The following is a 16454-nucleotide window of genomic DNA, read 5'->3' on the forward strand; positions in this document are numbered from 1 at the left end:
CGGAGACACACCATGTCGCAACCCGAAGTCCTCAAGCCGCTCAAGACCTGGAGCCACCTGGCCGGTCGCCGCCGCAAGCCCAGCGAATACGAGATCGTTTCCACCAACCTGCATTTCTCGACCGACAACCCCGACGCACCGTTCGAGCTCGACCCGAACTTTGCGATGGCGTTGTGGTTCAAGCAGCACCGCAACGCCTCGCCGCTGAAACACCCCGACTGGGACGCCTTCCGCGACCCGGACGAGATGGTCTACCGCACCTACAACCTGCAGCAGGACGGGCAGGAGACCTATGTGCAGGGCCTGTTCGACCAGTTCTCCGCGCGTGGGCACGACGCCATGCTCGACAAGACCTGGGCCGGCAGCCTCGCCCGCCTCTACACCCCTGCGCGCTACCTGTTCCACACGCTGCAGATGGCCTCGGCCTACCTGACGCAGATGGCGCCGGCCTCGACGATCTCCAACTGCGCCACCTACCAGGCCGCCGACTCGCTGCGCTGGCTGACCCACACCGCCTACCGCACCGCCGAGCTGGCCAAGACCTTCCCCGGCATCGGCCTGGGCACGGGCGAACGCGCCTTCTGGGAAACCGACCCGGCCTGGCAGGGCTGGCGCAAGCTGGTCGAGACCGCCCTGGTGGCCTGGGACTGGGCCGAGAGCTTCACCGCCTTCAGCCTGGTGATCCGCCCGGCCGTCGAAGAAGGCCTGCTGCGCACCCTGGGCGACGCCGGCCGCCACAACGGCGACACCCTGCTCGGCCTGCTGGTCGACGCCCAGTTGCTGGACGCGCAGCGCCACCGTCGCTGGGCCTCAGCCCTGGTGCGCATGGCGCTGGAACAGCCGGAGAACCGCGCGGTGCTGCAGAGCTGGGTCGCCAAATGGGAGCCGCTGGCCGACGCCGCCATCGACACCTACTGCGCCGCCCTGCCCGACGCCGCCGGTGCGGCCGCCCGCGCCCGATCTGCCACCCGCGAGTTCCGTCGCGGGCTGGGCCTGTGAGCGGGCCGACCGCCGCACTGCTCCAGCCCACCCGCATCGAAATCGACAACGGCCCGAGCTTCCAGCCCGGGCCGCAAGAGGACACCCTGCTCCGGGCCGCGCTGCGCGCGGGCCTGGCCTTCCCCTACGAATGCAGCGTGGGCGGTTGCGGTGCCTGTCGTTTCGAGCTGCTGGAGGGCGTGGTGCAGACGCTGTGGGAAGGCGCACCCGGCCTGTCGGAACGCGACCGCAAGCGCGGCAAGCGCCTGGCCTGCCAGTCGCGCCCGCAGGGCGATGCGCGCATCCGGGTGCGGCTGGGCGGCGAGGCCGAACAGCCCGCCGTGCCGCCGCAACGCGTGACCGCCACGCTGACCGATCGCCGCACGATAAGCGACGACATGGTCGAGCTGCGCCTGACGCTGCCGCGTTCACCGGGCTTCCTGGCGGGGCAGTACGCCCTGCTCTACCCGCCGGGCGCCGACGGCGCGCGCGCCTACTCCATGTCGAACCTGGACGACGGCAGCGGCGACTGGCGCTTCATCGTTCGCCGCACCCCCGGCGGGCGCGGCAGCGCCGTGATGTGCGCCGAGCTGCCGGTGGGCGCGACGGTGGACATCGACGGCCCCTATGGCCACGCCTGGCTGCGGCCTTCGCCGCGCGACGTGGTGTGCGTGGCCGGCGGCTCCGGCCTGGGGCCGATGCTGTCGATCGCGCGCGGCGTGCTGGCCGAGCAGAGCGCCCGGCGGGTGCACTTCTTCCTCGGGCTGCGCCACGAGGGCGACCTCGGCGCCGCCAACCAGCTGCTCGCGCTGGCCGGCGAACGGCTGTCGGCCACGGTGGTCCTGTCCAGCCCGACCAACCCATCGGCCTGGGCCGGCGCCACCGGCTTCGTGCACGCCGAGGTTCAGCGCCAGCTCGCGCCGCACCTCGGCGAATTCGACCACTACATGGCCGGTCCGCCGCCCATGATCGAAGCGATGCAAGACCTGCTGATGGCGCGGCACCAGGTGCCCTTCGGGCAGATCCGCTTCGACCGTTTTGTCTGACATACAACGAGGAGACACCCCCATGAAGAACACCAAGACCGCCCTGGCCGCCTGCGCGCTGTGCCTCAGCGCCGGCGCCGCGAGCGCCGCCGACACCTCGCCCTGGACCGTTCGCCTTGGCCCGGCCCACGTCGGCTTCAGCACCCAAGCCGATGTGAGCGTCGGCGGCAACCCGGTGCCCGGCGGCGACGCCTCGGCCAGCGGCAGCACCACGCTGGGCATCGAGCTCGCCTATGACGTGTCGGACCGCCTGACCGCCCGCTTCCTGGCCGGCATTCCGCCCGAGACCACGCTCAGCGGCAAGGGCGCCCTGGCCAGCGCCGGCCAGCTGGGCAAGGTGACCTACGCCCCGGCCGTGTTATCACTCACCTGGAAGCTGCTGGACGACGGCCCGGTGCGCCCCTATGTGGGCGCCGGCATCAACTACACCATCGTCACCCGCAACCGCGACGCCTTCATCAAGGACCTCGACACCCGCAGCGCCTGGGGCACGGTGCTGCAGGCCGGCGTGGAGTTCCCCATCGACCCGACCTGGTCGGTGTCGCTCGACGCGCGAAAGATCTATTTGAAGACCAAGGCGACGGGCGTGCTGCCGGCCTTCGGCGGCGCCCCAACGCGGGCCGATGTGCGACTCAACCCGCTGGTGGTGTCCCTGTCGGTCGGACGGCGCTTCTGACGCCTGTCGGGCGGCCTTCGCCACGGCCCCAACAAGCGGGTTCAAAGGGCTACCATGACTGCCCCGCCCAGGTTCACGACCGGACAGAGCGAGAACGGAGACCGCATGACCCCCCACCTGAAGTGGCGCGCTGTGCCGAAGCGATCTGGTCGGCGCGCCAGGCCGGGCGCACGCTCGACGCCGAGGCCACCATCGGCTCGCCCGAACTCGCCACCGCCTACGCCATCCAGCGCGCACTGCTCGCCCTGCGCATTGCCGCCGGTGAACGGGTGATCGGGTGGAAGCTGGGCTACACGGCCCAGGTGATGCACCGCCAGATGGGCATTGACCGGCCCAACGTCGGCCCGCTGACCGACTGGATGCTGCTCGGTTCGGACGACGCGGTATCCGACCGCCTGGTGCAGCCGCGCGTGGAACCCGAGATCGGGCTGCGCCTGCACACCGCCCTCGACGCGCGGCTCGCGCCCGTCGACCGCCACACCGTAGCCGCCGCCGTGGAAGGTGCGTACGCCTGCCTCGAAGTCGTGCACTCGACCTGGACCTGATGGCGCTCGACACCGTGGCGGTGCGCCTGAGCGACGGCCACCGCACGCTGGGCCAGGGCGTGGGCGCTGACGCGGATGACCACCCACTGGACGCGGTGGCGCGGCTGGCGCGGGAACTGGCTGTTTTTGGTCAACGGCTGGAAGCGGGTGATCTGGTGATCACGGGTGGACTGACGGCGGCTTGTGCGCTGGGGGTGGGTGGACGGTTGGTGGGGGTGTTTTCGTGCGGCAACGCCCGAGCGCAGGAAGTGACGGTGCGTCGGCGCGCGGCATCCTGATCCAAGCTCTCGACCCAAACCGAGATAAGTGTTTTCGTTGTCTTGACGATGTTTTCAAACCTGATTTCGTTGTGATAAAAACAAATCCACCTATAATATTGTCATGCTTCGCGCCACCCCTGCCCCCCGCAGCACCCCACCCGCCCGCTCTGCCCCCGTGATGGTGAGCGGCGCGCTGCAAGACCTGGGCGTGAGGCTCACGCTGGCCCGCAAACTGCGCGGGCTGACGCAGGAACAGCTGGGCCATCTGGCCGACGTCTCCACGTCCACCGTCCGCGCCCTGGAAGCCGGCGCCGAAGGCGTGGCCATGGCCAACTTCTTGAAGGTGCTCCAGGCCCTGGGTCTGCTGGGCCAGGTGGGTCAACTGCTCGATCCGCGCCACGACCCCGAAACCCTGGCCTACGCCGAACGCCAACTGAGGGGGCCATGACGGTGGTCACGCCGGTCTGGGTCTGGCTGCCAGGGCGCGACGAACCGACCCGTGCGGGCGAACTGGTCCACGGCGTCGGCGCGCGCTTCGTCTACCGCCCGGACTTCATCCAGACCGAAGGCGCGCAGGCGCTGGACCCGGTGGAACTGCGGCTGTCGCGCTCGTCCCGGGGCACCGCCGTGCTCGGTGCCGACGGCCTGCCCGGCGTGGTGCGCGATGCCAAGCCCGCCGGTTACGGCGAAGACCGCCTCAAGGCCATTCACGGCGACCACCTGGACGCGCTGCAGCTGCTGGAACGCGGCGTGCCCGACGGCGTGGGCGCCATCGAGGCCTGCCACGACATCGAACGCAAACTGCAGTGGCGCCCCAAAAGCCTGGACGACCTGCAGCAGCTCACGCAGGAGTTGGATGCCCACGAACCCGCCAGCCGCGCCCTGCGCCGCCTCAACCACGATCTGGACACCAGCGCCGGCGGTGAACGCCCCAAGGCCACGCTGGTGCATGAAGGGCAGCTGTGGCTGGTAAAGATGCAGGCCCGCGGTGACCGGCCCGCCATGCCCGCGCGCGAATTCGTCACCATGCGCCTGGCCGAACAGGCCGGCCTGCACGTGGCCGGCGTGAAGCTGCACACCTTTGGCGCGCACCAGGTGTTGATGGTCCGCCGCTTTGACCGCGACGGTGACCCCTTCAAGCCCACGCGAAAGCTCTACGCCAGCGCCCACACCGCCCTGCGCCTGCGGCTGGACGCCACGCGGGGCGACCCGGAACGTTCGTACCTGGCCCTGGCCGACCGCCTGCGCATCTGGACCCGCCCCACGGCGCCCGACCGTGCAGCCGACCACGCCGAGCGCCTGCAAGCGCAACTGGCCGAGCTGTGGAAACGCATGGCCTTCAACGCCCTGGTCGGCAACACCGACGACCACGCCCGCAACACCGGGCTGCTGTACGACCGCGTGAGCGATGACGCCGAAGACAGCCACCGCATGGCCTGGGGCCTCTCGCCCGCCTTCGACATCACCCCCAACCTGACAAGCCCGCCCCGCCCGATCGAAGAAGGCCCCCTGCTGCTGCTCGCCACGGGCACCGATGGCCGTTGCGGCACCGGCATCGCGCGGCTTGCCGACGCCGCGAAACGCATGGGCCTGGACCGCGACGAAGCCATGCAATGGCTGACGGACACCGCCGGGCTGGTGGCGCAGCGCTGGGAACCTCTGCTGCGCGAAGCGGCTGCGCCCATCACCGAAGACCCGGCGCGCATGGACCGGCTGGTGGACGATGTTCGGGCTTCGTTTGCTTATGCGGAGTGGGTAGCAGCGTCGGCGACGGAATTTGACAGGTAGGGTCAGGAAACTGGAAGACCAGCCGGGCGGGAAACCAGACGGCTGGGCACCAAAAGGATGCGCTATCGGATGAAGCGCAGTTCTCGGTTGATCGTGGCCAGCTCGATGAACCGAGAGGCGGTGCGGGGACCAGACTCCAGGGCGAGCCGGAAGCCACCCAGCTCGACGGGAGCAGCGTTCTGAAACGCCAGTATCAATGTCGAGGCTTGAAGTGAACCGCCTGTTTGCTGAGCCACATGGGTCAGCCAGCGGGCGGCCAGGTAGCCCTCGGCAGACGCGAAGTCGGGCTCGATGGCGTGGCGCTGCGCAAACAAGAGGAAGTCTCCTGTGACGCGCCTGGCGCGTGACCAAGGATAGGGAACCGTCTGGACAAAGTTCACGCCCACCGCGCGGGTCATGATGCTTTCGATCAGCCGGCTGGCGTCAACCGTGGACAGGGCATAGAAAGCACCCCCGTAGCCCGCCGCCCGCGCCCCCTGAATGAAAGCGCCAGAAACAGCATGGTTGCACGCTAGGACAATCGCCTCGGATGGAGACTGGGTCAGCTTCTCCACCGCTTGGGGCACGTCGTCGTCCAGACGCGCCATGGACACGGAACGATGGATCGGGATGCCCGAACGCTGGCAGGCCTCCTCAAAGCTGCGTCGGATCGAGAAGCCCTGCGCGTTGTAGTCAAAGACCAGGTGAATGCGCTGGTATCCGATCGTGGCCCCGTGCTTCACCACCTGGTGCACCTCATCGTGGTGGCTCGGGCGCATCAGAAAGGTCGTTCGCAGCGACGCCTCGCGGATCGCGCTGGAACCGGTCACGGCCGCCACGAATGGCACGCCTTCCCCGTCGGCAATGCGCGCGCACGACAGGCTGGCGCTGGCCCCCATGAACCCGAACAGCGCCTGAGCGCCGTGCTCGGCGATCAGCAACTTGGCGTTGACCTCTCCTTGCTCCACCCAACCGGCATCGTCCAGGCTCTGCAAGCGCAGCGATCGTCCGGCGACACCCCCACGCTCATTGACCTCTTTCAGCCAGGCCAGCACGCCCCGGTTGAACTGCTGGGTCGTCTTGGCCAGCTCCCCGGACAACGGCGCCGATTGACCCAAGACGATTTCGCCGGAAAGCGCCGTCTCGGCCGCCGACACGCTGGCACATGCTGAAGCCACAAGACCTCCGGCCAACCCTTGCAACACCAGGCGACGATCCGGCGACATGGTTCAGTTCCAGCGCAGGCTGGCGGTGCGCACAGGGGCGTCCCAAAGACGCAGCAGCTCGGAGTCCATCACCGTCACGGTGAGCGAGGCCCCGGCCATGTCAAGCGCGGTGGTGTGGTTGCCCACCAGCGAGCGCACCACCTTCAGACCGCGTGCAGCGAGCGTCTGGCCCGCGCAATGGTGCAGCAGGTACAGCTCCATCAGCGGTGTGGCACCGAAACCGTTCACATGCAGCAGCACCTCGGCGCCCGGCTCGGGCTTCAGGTCGGTGAGGATGCACTCGAGCAGTTCGTCCACGATGGACTGGGCGGGACGCACCGGCTCACGGCGGCGGCCTGGCTCGCCGTGGATGCCCACGCCGAACTCCATTTCGTCGTCGCCAATGTCGAAGGTGGCGCGCCCGGCGGCGGGCACGGTGCAACTGGTGAAGGCCACACCCATGGAGGCGGTGGCGCGGTTCACGCGGTCGCCCATGGCCTTGCATTGCGCCAGGTTGAGCCCCGCCTCGGCGGCAGCGCCGACGATTTTCTCGACCACCAGCGTGCCGGCCACGCCACGTCGCCCGGTGGTGTGGGTGGAGTTCTGAACCGCCACATCGTCGTTCACGATCACGGTGGCGTTTTCAATGTCCAGCATTTCGGAAGCCATCTGGAAGTTCATCGAGTCGCCCGCGTAGTTCTTCACGATGAACAGCACACCGGCGCCGGTGTGCACCGCCTCGGCGGCGGCCAACATCTGGTCGGGTGTGGGCGAGGTGAAGACCTGCCCGGTGCAGGCCGCATCCAGCATGCCCTGGCCCACATAGCCCGTGTGCAGCGGTTCGTGCCCGGTACCGCCGCCGGAGATCAGCGCCACCTTGTCAGGTTTGAGTTCTGCACGGCGCACGAAGGTCGGGTCGAAATGCACGGTGAGGATGTCGGCGTGCGCGGCCTGAAGCCCGCTGAGCGATTCCCGCAGCACCGCATCCACGTGGTTGATGAATTTTTTCATGATCGGTCTCCTGGATTCAGCGGCTGGTCATGAGGTCGCACACGGCGTGGATCGCGACTTCGCAGGTCTTGGAGCCGGGGTCGATGTGGCCGATGGCGCGGTCACCCAGAAAGTGCGCGCGCCCTTTGGTAGCGATCATGTCGCGCGTGGCCTGCATGCCCTGCGTGGCCTCGAGCTTGGCGGCCGCGCACAGGTCGGCGAGCGAGGCGCCTTCCTCACTCATCCGCAGCAGCAGACGCGACACAGGAATCAGCGTGTCGAGCATGGTCTTCTCGCCCAGATCGGCCTTCCCGCGCGACTTGATGGCGTCTACACCGGCCATGAACGCCGCCGCGAACTGAGCCCGGTCGGGTTCGTCGATGCCCTTGAGCGAGGAGGCCATGCTCAGGAAGAAGCTGGAGATCAGCGGACCGGAGGCACCGCCGATGGTCGACAGCAACTTCATGCCGATGCGGTTGAGCGCATCCGACGGGGCCAACCCTTGCAACGAGGGCGACAACTCGACCATGACCTCGCAGCCCCGGCGCACGTTGATGAAGTGATCGCCGTCGCCGATGGCACGGTCCAGCTCTTCAATGTCCGGTTCGCGGCGCAGCACCGAGGCCTGCACGGCGGTGATCGATTGGAGGATGTCTTGGGTGTTCATGGGGGAGTCCTTTCAATGGGATGGGCGGTGCGCGGGGAGCGGGTCCATGCGCTGTCCCTTGACGTCGAAGTACAGGCAGCGGGCAGGCTCGCAGTGGATGGTTACCGTGTCACCCGGATGGAAAACAGCTTCGGGAGCGGTGTGCACGTGGATTTCAATGCCGTCGCGCTCAACCACCATCTCGTGCTTGAGCAGCGAGGCCTCGATCACACGGCAGACCAAAGCGCCATCGCCGGCGACGACCTGTACGTCTTCGGGGCGAATGGCGGCGTGCACGGCACCGCGCGGCGACCGAAAGCCGGTCCAGTTCGCTGGCAAGGCATTGATGACCGGCGAGCCCAGGCGCTGCGCCACCTGCAGCGTGGCCGGTTGTTCGTAGACCTCGATCGGTGTGCCGACCTGTTGGATCTTTCCCGCTTCCAGGATGCCGATGCGGTCGGCCAGCGTGGTGGCTTCGACCTGATCGTGTGTGACATAGATGACCGTGGATCCGGTGCGTTTCTGGATGCGCTTGAGTTCAACCCGCAGCTCTTCGCGCAAGCGTGCGTCGAGGGAAGACAGCGGCTCGTCCATCAGAAACACCTTGGGCGAACGCACCAGCGCTCGGCCGATGGCCACGCGCTGCATTTCGCCGCCCGACAGGGCCGTGGCCTTGCGATCCAGTTTGGATTCGATGTGCAGCAACGTGGCCACCTCGTGCACGCGCTCTCGGATCTGCGCTTCGGGTGTCTTGCGCATCGGCGAGCGCAGCGGAAAGGCGATGTTGTCGTACACGCTCAGGTGCGGATAGAGCGAGTACTGCTGGAAGACGAAGGCACAGTCGCGTGCCGCCGGGAATCGGCCAGAGATGTCCTGCCCGTCCATGGTGATCTGCCCGGCGTCGGGTTGCTCCAGCCCGGCGATGAGCCGCAGGGTGGTGCTTTTGCCCGCACCGCTGGGGCCGAGCAGCACGAAAAATTCGCTGTCGTTCACGGCCAGGTCGAGGCCCTCGACGGCGGTGGTGGCGCCGAAGCGCTTGGTCATGCCTTGTATCGAAATGCTAGCCATGAGACATGCCCTGCTGGTGGTGGGAGGTGGTGGCGCTGGCGAGCAGCAACTCGGTCTCCTGGTTGAACATCACGATGCGCTCGGTCTGGAAACCCAGACCCACATGGCAGCCCACCGCCGGCACGGCGCCTTTGGGCGCCACGGCCTTGATGCGGCCGGCGCTGGTCATCACTTCGGTGATCCAGTGCGAGCCGAAATATTCGACGTGTGCGACCTCGCCCCGCACCGGGCCGTGGTCGCTCAGGCGGATGTGCTCGGGGCGGATACCGAGCACCGTTTTCGAACACGCCTCGTTCAGGCGCGGCACTTCGATGGACGCGCCAGCCACAGTGACCTCGTCTCTGCCCTGTAGCACCACCTCGTTGATCGGCACGAAGTTCATGGGCGGGCGCCCGATGAAGCTGGCCACGAACATGCAGCTGGGGAAGTGGTAGATGCCTTCGGGCGTGTCGGCCTGCAAAATCTCGCCCCGGTTCATCACCACGATGTGGTCGGCCAGCGCCATGGCCTCGTTCTGGTCGTGCGTGACGAACACGGTGGTCGTCTTCAGGCGGTCGTGCAGCTTGCGCAGCTCCACGCACATGAGCTCGCGGAACTCGGCATCCAGCGTGCCCAAGGGCTCGTCCATCAGGAAGGCCTTGGGCTTGCGCACGATGGCGCGGCCCAGCGCCACGCGCTGGCGGTCACCGCCCGAGAGGCCGCCGACGCGGGCGTTCATCAGGTGCTCGATGCGCAGGATCGCCGCCACCTCGTCCAGGCGCTTGCCGATCTCGGCTTTGGGCAGGCCTTCGTTCTTCAGCGGAAACGCCAGGTTCTCGCGCACGTTGAAGTGCGGGTAGAGCGCAAACAACTGGAACACCATCGCCACGTCGCGCTCGCGCGGCCGCCGGTAGGTGACATCGTCCTGGTCGATCAGGATCTGGCCGCCGGTGGGGAATTCGAGCCCGGCGATCATGCGCAGGGTGGTGGTTTTGCCGCAGCCGCTGGGGCCGAGCAAGACGACGAACTTGCCGTCTTCCAGGATCAGCGACGAGTTCTTGACCGCCGTGAAGTCGCTGAACGTCTTCTGCAGGTTCTTGATCTGTATCTGGGCCATGGTGTTCAGGCCTGCGGCAGTTTGCCGGCCACGGAGTAGCCGAGCACACCGGCCAGCAACACCACGAAACCGTAGGAGTACACGTCGAGCGAGAAAGGCTGCATGAGCATGACCAGTCCGAGCGCGATGAGGGCCATGGTGCCGGCCTCCCACGGGCCCCTTCGGTACCAGCGTTTGGCGGGTTGGGGTGAGGCGTTCATTTGCGAATGGCTCCGAAGGTGACGCCGCGCAGCAGGTGTTTGCGCAGCAGGACGGTGAAGAACAGCACCGGCAGCAGGAACAGCGTGGTGCCGGCCGCCATGGCGGGCCAGTCCAGGCCACCCTCGCCGATGATGGTGGGAATGAAAGGCGGCGCGGTCTGCGCGTTGCCGCTGGTGAGCAGCAGCGCGAAGGCGTACTCGTTCCAGGCAAAGATGAGGCAGAAGATGGCGGTGGTGGCGATGCCGGTGGCGGCCTGCGGCAGCACCACCTTCACGAAGGCCTGCCAGCGGGTGTAGCCGTCCACCATCGCGGCCTCTTCGTACTCCCGCGGGATCTCGTCCATGAAACCTTTGAGCAGCCAGACCGACAGCGAGAGGTTGACCACCGTGTAGAGCAGGATGAGGCCGGTGTGGGTGTCGTTCAGGCCCAGCTCGCGGAACATCAGGTAGACCGGAATGGCCACCGCGATCGGCGGCATCATCCGCGTGGAGAGGATGAAGAACAGCCAGTCGTCCTTGCCCGGCACGCGAAAGCGCGAGAAGGCGTAGGCCGCGAGCGTGCCCAGGATGATCGAGAGGATGGTGGAGCCGAAACCGATGACCAGCGAGTTGGTGTAGCGGTCCATGAAGCGCGACGGTCCCGACAAAATCATCTGCTGTTCGCGCACCGTGCGCTCCACCCAGTTGGCGGGGGGCGGCAGCGCGGCCAGCTCATCGGCCGAGACGCGCGAGCGCGTGGTGAACAGGTTGACGAAGCCCACCGCCGAGGGCGCGGCGATCACTTTGGGCGGGTAGGCAATGGCGTCTTCCGGCGTGCGCACGCTGGTCATGAAGATCCACGCGAGTGGGATCAGCGAGAGCACCGCGTAGGTGATCACCAGCACGGCCGCGATCAGGCGCGAGCGCGGCGAGGGGTCCATGGGACTGTGGATGGGTCGGTTCATCGCTGTTTCACCCGTTCAAGGAATCGAACCGTCACCAGCGACATGCCGTAGATGGCGACGAACATGATGATGGCGAGCGCCGAGCTGAAGCCGGTGCGCCACTTCTCGAAGGCTTCGCGTTTGAGCGTGATGGAGGCCAACTCGGTCACCGAGCCGGGGCCGCCGTTGGTGAGCTGGTCCACCAGGTCGAACATCTTGAAGTTCTCGATGGCGCGGAACAGCACGGCCAGCACGATGAAGGGCAGCACCATGGGCAGCGTGATGCGCCAGAACTTGGTCCACTCCGAGGCGCGGTCGATCTCGGCCGCTTCGTACAGGTAGGGCGGTATGGAGCGCAACCCGGCGAGCAACAGCAACATCACATAGGGCGTCCACATCCAGGTGTCCACCAGCACGATGGCCCAGGGCGCGAGCGCCGTGTCGCCCAGCATGGTGAAGCTGCCGAAATCGCCAAAGAAGTTGACGATGTAGTTGAAGATGCCGTATTGCGGCTCGAAGAAATACTTCCAGAAGGTGCCCACCACCGCAGGCGCCAGCATCATGGGCAGCAGAATGGCGGTGCTCCAGAAGCTGTGCGAGCGGAACTTGCGGTTGAGCAGCAGCGCAAGGCCGAAGCCCAGCAGGATCTGCAGCGTGATCGACGCACACAGAAAGCCCGCCGTGGCGCGCATGCTTTCCCAGATGGCTTCGCTGTTGAGCACGCGCTGGTAGTTGTCGATGCCAACCGAGACCACCTCGGCGCCCGGGCGGTTGGCGCGGTAGTTGGTGAACGACAGGTAGATCGTCCAGATCAGCGGAAAAATGTTGAACGCCAGCAGCAACAGGATGGTGGGCGTGACAAAGATCCAGGCGAGCGCCTTGTCTGAGAGGCCCTGCTGGGGGTGAACGGTGGGGCTCATGGTGAACTCTGGTGTGGGGATGAACCGCCCGGGTGACGCGCACCCGGGCTGGGAGCGCGGGCTTGCGCCCGCGCGGTCATGCTCACTTGACTTTTCCGTCCTCTTTGAAGATTTCGGTCCAGTCTTTTTCCAGCGCGTTCAGTGCCTCTTGCGGCGTGCCCTTGCCAGCGATCACGTAGTCGTGCGTGCGCTTTTGCATCGCCAGCAGCAGCTGGGCGTACGAGGGTTCCTGCCAGAAGTCTTTGACGATCTTCATGGAGTCCAGGTACACCGGGGCGTAGGCCGCGCTCTTCTCGAACCCGGGCTTGTCGAGCACCGCCTTGTGAGCGCTGGCGCCGCCGGCGTCCCACCATTTCTGCTGGATCGCGGGTTGCGCGAACCACTTGATGTACTCCAGTGCCAGGTCTTTCTTGGCCGAGTAGTTCACCACCGAGATGCCCTGTCCGCCGAGTTGGGCAGCTGCGATCTTGGCCATCGGCATCGGGAAGAAGCCGGTTTTCTCCCCGCCCACCGCCGGATCTTTGTTGATGCCGGGGAAGAAGGCGATGAAGTTCATCTGCATCGCCACCTGACCCGACTTGTAGGCGTCCAGGTTCTCGGTCATGTAGGCGTTGGTGTGCCCGGGCGGGGTGCAGCAGTCGAACAACTCCTTGTAGAACTTCAGGCCCGCCACAGCCTCAGGACCGTTGATGTAGCCCTTGAGGTCGTAGGGCTTGGCGGGGTTGTCGTAGCGCATGCCGTTGGCGTACATGGTGTTGGTCACGCCCATGGTGATGCCCTCGGAGCCACGCTCGGTGTAGAGCGCTGCACCGTAGACCTTCTTGCCGTCGATGGTGCGGCCCTGGAAGAACTGGCCGATCTGCTTGAGTTCGTCCCAGGTTTGGGGGGGCGCCAGGTCGCGGCCGTGTTTGGCCTTGAATTCCTGTTGCAGATCGGCGCGAGCGAACCAGTCCTTGCGGTAGGTCCAGGCCACGGCGTCGCCCATGGCGGGCAGCGCGTAGTAGTTCTTGCTGCCCTTGGGCCAGGTGGTGTAGCCCTCAACGGTGGCGGGCATGAAGTCCGCCATCTTGATGCTGTTCTTGTCGAAGAAGTCGTTGAGCTTGACGTAGTGGCCTTCGGTGGCGGCCGAGCCGATCCACTGGCTGTCGCCAATCATCAGGTCGCACAGCTTGCCCTTGGAGTTCAGCTCGTTGAGCATGCGCTGCGCAAAGTTGGGCCATGGCACGAACTCGAACTTCATCTGCACGCCGGACTTGGCGGTGAAGTCCTTCGAGAGTTCGACCAGCGCGTTGGCTGGGTCCCAGGCGGCCCAGCACAGGGTGAGTTGCTTTTGCTGGGCGAATGCGCTGCTGGCGCTCATGCCCATCGCCACAGCGGCCACGGCCGCCAACAGTTTCGGTTTCAGGTTCATGTTTGTTGTGTCTCCGGGTTGAAGTGGCATCGCCACAGGGGCGCCTCGAACGGGGGTTGGCGCGGGCTGCATGTCGATGCCGGCGCTGATTCGATGACGTGATGCGAATGATAAATAAATCAATCAATAAATCACTCATGGCAAACCCTAAGTGGGCGGTCCCACTCCCCAAGAATTGAGGGTTTACCCTTCATTCACCCCCACTTCCAACCCAGATCTGGCAAAAACCTCGAGATCGCACCTTGGTCAACGCTATGCTTGTGGCCATCTGTCTGATGGATGACTCCATCAAAAAAGCAATCAAGCACGAGGACCCATGGCATCCACCTTCACGATCCCTCAAATTGCCGAGGCCGCTGGCGTGAGCACAGCGACGGTGGATCGCGTACTGAACAACCGCCCCGGCGTCGGGCAAGCCACGGTGGAGCGGGTGCGCAACGCGATGGAATCCCTGGGTGCAATAAGCCCCGTGCGCGGCCGCCCCCGGGCCAGCCAGAGTTTCAAGTTCGCGTTCGTGTTGCCAGCGGCCCGGCGCGGTTTCTTTGACTTGGTGGACCGGGTGATCGCGCAGTCGGCCGGCGACTTCCGCCACAAACACATCGCCGAGCTGACACACCGCATCCCGGCGCACGACGGCAACGCCTTCGCCGCCCAGCTGGCCAAGCTCACCGACGTCGATGGCATTGCCCTGCTCGCCCCGGACGTGCCGGCGGTCAAGCTGGCGGTCAATGAGCTGGTGCGCAGCGGCATCCACGTCGTCACGTTGTTTTCAGACGTGGCCGGCTCGCTGCGCGAGACCTACATCGGCGCCGACAACAAGGCGGCTGGCCGCACGGCGGGCCTGCTGATCGGCCGTGAGCTGGCGCACATCGCCTCGCCCCGCTGTGCGTTGCTCTCGCCCCAGACCCGCTACGCCTTCGAGATCGACCGCGTGGTGGGCTTTGAGCAGGTGTTGCAGGAGCGCGGCGCGCACATCGACCTGGTCCGTTTCAGCGACATGCCCGAGACCGAAGACGACACACGCCGGTTCGTGAGTCAGCACGTGCCGGCAGCGGCGTCAGCGGCCTCCTTGCACGCGGTGTACAGCGTGGGGCCGGGCTCGTTTGGCCTGAGCCGCGCCCTGACCGATCTGGGCTACGACACGCGGCTGACCGTCGCCATCCACGACCTGCTGGAGGTCAACCGACCGTTGCTCATGTCGCATGGCGTTACCTATGTGCTGCACCAGGACGTGCACTACGCGGTGAACACGGCGGCCAAGGTGCTGCGCGACCTGTGCGAAGGCGTGCGCGGTGCCTTGTCGGTCAGCAACCCGCGCGTCGAGATCCTCACCCCGGAAAACCTCGCTTGAAGCCCCGCCCCGAAAGTTGCAACATGGACCACAGTCCCGTCCCGTCAACCGCCTGCCGCCTCGACAGACACCCATGAAGAAGTTCAAGAACAGCACCCATAGCTTCGTGCACGAGTCTTTGAAAGGTCTTGCCGAGGTCCATGCAGACATCCTCCGTGTGCATTTCGACCCGACCTATGTGATTCGGCGCGACAGCGCGCAGGGACGGGTGGCCGTCATCTCCGGCGGTGGCTCTGGCCATGAACCGCTGGACGTAGGCTATGTGGGCCATGGCATGCTGGCAGCGGCCTGCCCAGGCGAGATCTTCACTTCTTGCACACCCGACCAAATCCTGGCGGCGGCCCAGTCCGCCGAGCAGGGCGCTGGTTGCCTCTTCATCGTCAAGAACTACCGGGGTGACCTGCTGAACTTCGAGACCGCGCTCGACATGCTGGACTTTGAATGTGCCACTGTGGTGGTGGACGACGACGCCTCGGTGGACAGCTCGCCCCACTCGGTGGGGCGTCGTGGAGCGGCCGGGACCATGATCGTGCAAAAGATCGTGGGGGCAGCGGCAGCGGCGGGCGCCAGCCTGAGCGAATGCAAAGCCGTTGGCAACCGCATCAACGCAAAGACGGCCTCCGTCGGCGTGTCGTTCCAGGGCTGCATGGACCCGATCACGGGCGCACCTACCTTCGAGATCGGTGCAGACGAAATCGAGTTCGGCGTCGGGCTGCACGGGGAACCGGGACGGCAGCGAATCCCGATGCTAGCGGTCGACGCCCTGGCGACCCGGATGCTGGACACCATCCTCGCCGACCTCAAGCCACAGCTTGGCCAGCGCGTGCTGTTGTGCATCAATGGCTTCGGCGCAACGCCTCTGGTCGAGCTGTATGTGTTGTTCAATGCGGCAGCCAAGCAGTTGAAGGAACGTGGTCTGATCGTTCAGCGCTCGCTGGTCGGGAACCACGCCACCTCGTTGGACACCCCCGGTGGTTCGATAACGGTATCGCTGTTTGACGACGAACTGTCTTCACTATGGAGCGCACCCGTTCACACGGCGGCTCTGCGTTGGTAGTCGAGAAGACTACCGTGGGCAGATGTTGAAGGTCAGCGTGCGCCCACTGCCCGGCGGCATGCAAAAGCTGCTGGCACAACATCCTGTAAATAGCTTTACGTATTGGATTCGAGATAAGAGCCGAGCAGAGAGACGACCCCGTCGGCGACCGTGGCGAGATCGCCGGTGCCGGGCAGTGGCTCCCAGCGCCCGGTGTGGCTGCGGAATGCGGCTGAGTAGGAGTTGCGCGCGAGTTCGGTGAGGCGTGCGATGGTGTCGACGTGTTCGTCGTTGTCGTCACTGGCGCCACTGTGCATCTGGATCAGCAGGTGCTTG

19 protein-coding genes are annotated in these 16454 nt (G+C 66.1%); 9 read left to right on the top strand and 10 right to left on the bottom strand.

Features of this window, described 5'->3' with window-relative positions; genetic code table 11:
- The first annotated feature begins 12 nt into the window (after positions 1 to 12).
- The 7 genes from Q7J58_RS12610 (at position 13) to Q7J58_RS12640 (ending at position 5293) form a co-directional block, all read left to right on the top strand.
- Complete coding sequence (locus Q7J58_RS12610; protein ID WP_304828393.1) at positions 13 to 999, top strand: aromatic/alkene monooxygenase hydroxylase subunit beta; 987 nt, start codon at positions 13 to 15, stop codon at positions 997 to 999.
- The gene (locus tag Q7J58_RS12615) at positions 996 to 2024 is read left to right on the top strand and encodes a 2Fe-2S iron-sulfur cluster binding domain-containing protein (protein WP_304828396.1); all 1029 of its coding nucleotides are present in this window, start codon (positions 996 to 998) and stop codon (positions 2022 to 2024) included. The genes Q7J58_RS12610 and Q7J58_RS12615 overlap by 4 nt, the downstream gene beginning before the upstream one ends.
- Before the next feature lie 22 nt (positions 2025 to 2046).
- A complete protein-coding gene (locus Q7J58_RS12620) occupies positions 2047 to 2700 on the top strand; it encodes an OmpW family outer membrane protein (protein WP_304828399.1) in 654 nt (217 codons plus the stop codon).
- Positions 2701 to 2822: 122 nt separating this feature from the next.
- Entirely contained in the window at positions 2823 to 3245 is a 423-nt protein-coding gene (locus Q7J58_RS12625; protein ID WP_304828402.1) for a hypothetical protein, read from the top strand.
- Entirely contained in the window at positions 3245 to 3523 is a 279-nt protein-coding gene (locus Q7J58_RS12630) for a hypothetical protein (protein ID WP_304828406.1), read from the top strand. Before Q7J58_RS12625 ends, Q7J58_RS12630 begins: the two co-directional genes overlap by 1 nt.
- Before the next feature lie 103 nt (positions 3524 to 3626).
- Positions 3627 to 3953, top strand: coding sequence for a helix-turn-helix domain-containing protein (locus tag Q7J58_RS12635; RefSeq protein WP_304828409.1), 327 nt, complete (start codon positions 3627 to 3629; stop codon positions 3951 to 3953).
- Complete coding sequence (locus Q7J58_RS12640; protein ID WP_304828412.1) at positions 3950 to 5293, top strand: HipA domain-containing protein; 1344 nt, start codon at positions 3950 to 3952, stop codon at positions 5291 to 5293. The genes Q7J58_RS12635 and Q7J58_RS12640 overlap by 4 nt, the downstream gene beginning before the upstream one ends.
- A 62-nt stretch (positions 5294 to 5355) precedes the next feature.
- Here Q7J58_RS12640 and Q7J58_RS12645 read toward each other — a convergent pair whose 3' ends face one another.
- The 9 genes from Q7J58_RS12645 to Q7J58_RS12685 all read right to left on the bottom strand — a co-directional run bounded on the left by Q7J58_RS12645 (position 5356) and on the right by Q7J58_RS12685 (position 13731).
- A complete protein-coding gene (locus Q7J58_RS12645) occupies positions 5356 to 6498 on the bottom strand; it encodes an ABC transporter substrate-binding protein (protein ID WP_304828415.1) in 1143 nt (380 codons plus the stop codon).
- A 3-nt stretch (positions 6499 to 6501) separates the two neighbouring features.
- Positions 6502 to 7488: a dihydroxyacetone kinase subunit DhaK gene (gene dhaK / locus Q7J58_RS12650; RefSeq protein WP_304828418.1), complete on the bottom strand. Its 987-nt coding sequence runs from the start codon at positions 7486 to 7488 to the stop codon at positions 6502 to 6504.
- Positions 7489 to 7504: 16 nt separating this feature from the next.
- Complete coding sequence (gene dhaL, locus Q7J58_RS12655) at positions 7505 to 8134, bottom strand: dihydroxyacetone kinase subunit DhaL (RefSeq protein WP_304828421.1); 630 nt, start codon at positions 8132 to 8134, stop codon at positions 7505 to 7507.
- A 12-nt stretch (positions 8135 to 8146) separates the two neighbouring features.
- Positions 8147 to 9181 carry an ABC transporter ATP-binding protein gene (locus Q7J58_RS12660; RefSeq protein ID WP_336623497.1) on the bottom strand — a complete coding sequence of 345 codons (1035 nt, stop codon included), beginning with the start codon at positions 9179 to 9181 and terminating at the stop codon, positions 8147 to 8149.
- Positions 9174 to 10277 carry an ABC transporter ATP-binding protein gene (locus tag Q7J58_RS12665; protein ID WP_304828427.1) on the bottom strand — a complete coding sequence of 368 codons (1104 nt, stop codon included), beginning with the start codon at positions 10275 to 10277 and terminating at the stop codon, positions 9174 to 9176. The genes Q7J58_RS12660 and Q7J58_RS12665 overlap by 8 nt, the downstream gene beginning before the upstream one ends.
- A 5-nt stretch (positions 10278 to 10282) precedes the next feature.
- Positions 10283 to 10477 carry a hypothetical protein gene (locus Q7J58_RS12670; RefSeq protein ID WP_304828430.1) on the bottom strand — a complete coding sequence of 65 codons (195 nt, stop codon included), beginning with the start codon at positions 10475 to 10477 and terminating at the stop codon, positions 10283 to 10285.
- Positions 10474 to 11421 carry a carbohydrate ABC transporter permease gene (locus Q7J58_RS12675; RefSeq protein WP_304828433.1) on the bottom strand — a complete coding sequence of 316 codons (948 nt, stop codon included), beginning with the start codon at positions 11419 to 11421 and terminating at the stop codon, positions 10474 to 10476. Before Q7J58_RS12675 ends, Q7J58_RS12670 begins: the two co-directional genes overlap by 4 nt.
- Positions 11418 to 12320, bottom strand: coding sequence for a sugar ABC transporter permease (locus Q7J58_RS12680; RefSeq protein ID WP_304828436.1), 903 nt, complete (start codon positions 12318 to 12320; stop codon positions 11418 to 11420). Before Q7J58_RS12680 ends, Q7J58_RS12675 begins: the two co-directional genes overlap by 4 nt.
- A gap of 82 nt (positions 12321 to 12402) precedes the next feature.
- Positions 12403 to 13731 carry an extracellular solute-binding protein gene (locus Q7J58_RS12685; protein WP_304828439.1) on the bottom strand — a complete coding sequence of 443 codons (1329 nt, stop codon included), beginning with the start codon at positions 13729 to 13731 and terminating at the stop codon, positions 12403 to 12405.
- Positions 13732 to 14047: 316 nt separating this feature from the next.
- Between Q7J58_RS12685 and Q7J58_RS12690 the strand changes: the two genes are divergently transcribed.
- On the top strand, positions 14048 to 15082 hold the full coding sequence (locus Q7J58_RS12690; RefSeq protein WP_304828442.1) for a LacI family DNA-binding transcriptional regulator: 1035 nt from the start codon (positions 14048 to 14050) through the stop codon (positions 15080 to 15082).
- 73 nt (positions 15083 to 15155) lie between these two features.
- On the top strand, positions 15156 to 16139 hold the full coding sequence (locus tag Q7J58_RS12695) for a dihydroxyacetone kinase subunit DhaK (RefSeq protein ID WP_304828445.1): 984 nt from the start codon (positions 15156 to 15158) through the stop codon (positions 16137 to 16139).
- 95 nt (positions 16140 to 16234) lie between these two features.
- On the opposite strand, the gene Q7J58_RS12700 is transcribed toward Q7J58_RS12695, so the two are convergent.
- Positions 16235 to 16454, bottom strand: a 220-nt coding sequence (locus Q7J58_RS12700; RefSeq protein WP_304828448.1) for a hypothetical protein, incomplete at its 5' end; no start/stop codon positions are given.

Source organism: Hydrogenophaga sp. (genome assembly GCF_030656115.1).
GTDB lineage: Bacteria > Pseudomonadota > Gammaproteobacteria > Burkholderiales > Burkholderiaceae_C > Hydrogenophaga.

What these genes read in the sequence shown, in the direction of transcription:
- Q7J58_RS12610 (WP_304828393.1), top strand. Translation starts at nt 13, where the DNA reads ATGTCGCAACCCGAAGTCCTCAAGCCGCTCAAGACCTGGAGCCACCTG.
- Q7J58_RS12620 (WP_304828399.1), top strand. Translation starts at nt 2,047, where the DNA reads ATGAAGAACACCAAGACCGCCCTGGCCGCCTGCGCGCTGTGCCTCAGC.
- Q7J58_RS12630 (WP_304828406.1), top strand. Translation starts at nt 3,245, where the DNA reads ATGGCGCTCGACACCGTGGCGGTGCGCCTGAGCGACGGCCACCGCACG.
- Q7J58_RS12635 (WP_304828409.1), top strand. Translation starts at nt 3,627, where the DNA reads ATGCTTCGCGCCACCCCTGCCCCCCGCAGCACCCCACCCGCCCGCTCT.
- Q7J58_RS12640 (WP_304828412.1), top strand. Translation starts at nt 3,950, where the DNA reads ATGACGGTGGTCACGCCGGTCTGGGTCTGGCTGCCAGGGCGCGACGAA.
- Q7J58_RS12645 (WP_304828415.1), bottom strand. Translation starts at nt 6,498, where the DNA reads ATGTCGCCGGATCGTCGCCTGGTGTTGCAAGGGTTGGCCGGAGGTCTT.
- dhaK (WP_304828418.1), bottom strand. Translation starts at nt 7,488, where the DNA reads ATGAAAAAATTCATCAACCACGTGGATGCGGTGCTGCGGGAATCGCTC.
- dhaL (WP_304828421.1), bottom strand. Translation starts at nt 8,134, where the DNA reads ATGAACACCCAAGACATCCTCCAATCGATCACCGCCGTGCAGGCCTCG.
- Q7J58_RS12660 (WP_336623497.1), bottom strand. Translation starts at nt 9,181, where the DNA reads ATGGCTAGCATTTCGATACAAGGCATGACCAAGCGCTTCGGCGCCACC.
- Q7J58_RS12665 (WP_304828427.1), bottom strand. Translation starts at nt 10,277, where the DNA reads ATGGCCCAGATACAGATCAAGAACCTGCAGAAGACGTTCAGCGACTTC.
- Q7J58_RS12670 (WP_304828430.1), bottom strand. Translation starts at nt 10,477, where the DNA reads ATGAACGCCTCACCCCAACCCGCCAAACGCTGGTACCGAAGGGGCCCG.
- Q7J58_RS12675 (WP_304828433.1), bottom strand. Translation starts at nt 11,421, where the DNA reads ATGAACCGACCCATCCACAGTCCCATGGACCCCTCGCCGCGCTCGCGC.
- Q7J58_RS12680 (WP_304828436.1), bottom strand. Translation starts at nt 12,320, where the DNA reads ATGAGCCCCACCGTTCACCCCCAGCAGGGCCTCTCAGACAAGGCGCTC.
- Q7J58_RS12685 (WP_304828439.1), bottom strand. Translation starts at nt 13,731, where the DNA reads ATGAACCTGAAACCGAAACTGTTGGCGGCCGTGGCCGCTGTGGCGATG.
- Q7J58_RS12690 (WP_304828442.1), top strand. Translation starts at nt 14,048, where the DNA reads ATGGCATCCACCTTCACGATCCCTCAAATTGCCGAGGCCGCTGGCGTG.
- Q7J58_RS12695 (WP_304828445.1), top strand. Translation starts at nt 15,156, where the DNA reads ATGAAGAAGTTCAAGAACAGCACCCATAGCTTCGTGCACGAGTCTTTG.